Origin of the sequence: Massilia sp. DWR3-1-1 (genome assembly GCF_049898325.1) — a bacterium.
In the GTDB taxonomy this organism is placed as follows: Bacteria; Pseudomonadota; Gammaproteobacteria; order Burkholderiales; family Burkholderiaceae_D; genus JAFCUW01.
Genome location: NZ_JAFCXL010000060.1, coordinates 1 through 2,303, shown reverse-complemented (window position 1 = coordinate 2,303; position 2,303 = coordinate 1). Strand labels below are relative to the sequence as shown.

General features: G+C 56.2%; 3 protein-coding genes. 2 read left to right on the top strand and 1 reads right to left on the bottom strand.

The window, feature by feature from the left end:
• The first annotated feature begins 91 nt into the window (after positions 1–91).
• Positions 92–448, top strand: coding sequence for an ATP-binding protein (locus ACP7EY_RS23840; RefSeq protein WP_426197737.1), 357 nt, complete (start codon positions 92–94; stop codon positions 446–448).
• 180 nt (positions 449–628) lie between these two features.
• Here the strand turns inward: ACP7EY_RS23840 and ACP7EY_RS23835 are convergent, their stop codons facing one another.
• Entirely contained in the window at positions 629–862 is a 234-nt protein-coding gene (locus ACP7EY_RS23835) for a hypothetical protein (protein ID WP_426197736.1), read from the bottom strand.
• A gap of 358 nt (positions 863–1,220) precedes the next feature.
• Here ACP7EY_RS23835 and ACP7EY_RS23830 point away from each other — a divergent pair, with 358 nt between their 5' ends.
• Positions 1,221–1,820, top strand: coding sequence for a hypothetical protein (locus ACP7EY_RS23830; RefSeq protein ID WP_426197735.1), 600 nt, complete (start codon positions 1,221–1,223; stop codon positions 1,818–1,820).
• Positions 1,821–2,303 lie beyond the last annotated feature (483 nt).

Sequence of the window (2,303 nt, the reverse complement as noted above, 5' to 3'; positions counted from 1 at the left end):
TCAGTGCGTCAGCACTGAACACGATGACCAGCTTCGGTATGCCGGTGTCGGTAAAAATCTAAAAACGGACCGAAACTAGGGACGTTTTTGCCTGGCGTCGATTAATTCAACAACGCCCCACGGCAGCGGGGCCTTCGGCAAATGGCTGCTGCAACTGGCCAAGACCGATGTGCTGGTTCTCGACGACTGGGGCATGGGCGCCATCGACAGCATGACGCACTCGGATTTACTGGAGATCATCGACGACCGTGCCGGCAGCAAGGCCACCATCATCACCAGCCAACTGCCGGTCGAACACTGGCATGCGTGGATCGGCGACGCCACCATCGCCGACGCGATCCTGGACCGCATCATGCAGCGCAACCACCGCTTCACGCTGACCGGCGACTCGCTGCGTGCCGAGCGGCCTAAAACCGTCAAAAAGGAGAAAAACAGCGACCCATCGTGACCGCAGGGATTAGAATTTGAACGCGTAACACCATCTCACGCGCAGCGGTCACGTTCCCCGGAATGACTGGTCACGTTCGCCGGAATACGCAGCAGGAGCGACGACAACATGAAATACAGCTACGAAATCACTCCTAGCCCGGTTGAGCCTCGAAGGTAGCCATACCCGGCAACGTTGGCTTTAAACCACAGGTTCGGCTATCAACGACTGGCTGGCGGCAGCGCCAGCGCGCGGTGCTCCAGGAATGTCGACCAGCGTGTCAAGTTCGGTGCGCACGTGGACGCAGAGCGCTCGCCTGAACTGTTCGATATCCATAACGAAATGGCGGGCGCTCTCCACAAGCGTCAACGTCATCGCCTCGTCCTCATCTTCAACTGCTTGGCAAATGCCATAGAGAAGTGTCTGCAAATGCACGGTGGCGGTTTCAACGCCTGACGCAATTTTGAAGATGGAAAGGGCCTGCTAGTCGTTCTTACTATCCAAGATAGCCATATCAATTCCTATGAGGTTGCGCTGCAAGACCGCGAGTTGAAACGCCCCGCCGCCGCTCCTGAGTCGTTCAGGCCCGTATCGCCGCCGGTATCAATACCGTATAATGAATATATATTCGATATGTTAATAATATAAATAATCTATGTATGTTTTTTGTTCCGGCCAAGACGTATCGACTAACGACGTTAAGTGCTGGGCGCGAAATTAGGAAATGTTGGTATCGCCGCATCGGCGCCAACGCTTATGATGTGGGCCTACGGAAAATAAGGCCCTGGCGGCGATGCACAAAGGAAAAGAAAAACAATGGGAGCGCTGGGAGGATCGGACGATCAACGGGGTGCTCTACACCTTCGGCCATCTGCGATCATTCGACATGGCTGTGGTGAAGGAAGCACGCAACGAGCTGCCGGAATTTAAAGCCACCGTGCGGGTGGTCTTCGATTGCCATGTGACGTCGGAGGCGGCCGAGGAATTTGTACGGAACGATCCGCGCTACTGGCTGGACCTGGGCGGCCGCAGCCGGCGCTTTGACCTGGGACGCTACCGAGACTCACATCGGATTCCCGAACTGATCGGCGGCCTGCCGACGGGGAAAGTCAAATGCTATGTTGGTAAATACAATAATTACATGGTTTGGGAGCACGGCGGCACGGAGTCGGGCACGGAGCACTACCAGGTGTATTTTGACTTGTACCGCCCAGCCATCCAGCCGCCAAGGGGCACACCTCTGCTGATCCTGTACGTGCAGACCGCCTTCCTCAAGGACAAACCCTTTGCGAAGCAGCGGGAGCGATTCCGCCCCTTTGGCCAGGTATGCGCGGAGCTGGCCGGCGTGATCCCGCCGAAACCCAAGGGGCCACGGTCGAAAAAGAAAAGGTAGTGGCGCCGGCGCCAGAAAGACAAAAGCCCCCGCGAACGGAGGCTTTTGCTTGATACGGTCCGATCCCTCTTACCTAGACCTAGCTAGACCATTTCTCAATGGCGGGTGGTTCCTCGCATCGGCTGGGGAACCTTCGTACAACTTAGCGGAGATAAAAACCTCCGTCGATGGGTAAATCATACACCGTAATGTCAAACTTTGCAGAACTGTCGCAAACCCGAAACCTGATATGGCGCGTGCACAACACTGATCGTTACCGCCTCGGGGGCTGCTTTTCAGTGTTTGGCGGAGGCAATTCGACTGGCTGATTAAAGCCACCTGATACCGGCGGCATGCAGCGTGGACAGCCGCCACGCCACGGTGCGCGGCGTTGTTGAATAATTCGACCTGTCGCCACAGGAGTGTACAATCTGGCATCATTTCTTTCCAGGTAGGCCCGTGCCGTACAAACACAGCGAAGAGCGTCGCCACCAATTCGAGAAG

Coding starts and splice junctions, on each gene's coding strand:
- ACP7EY_RS23830 (WP_426197735.1), top strand. CDS start 1,221: ATGCACAAAGGAAAAGAAAAACAATGGGAGCGCTGGGAGGATCGGACG.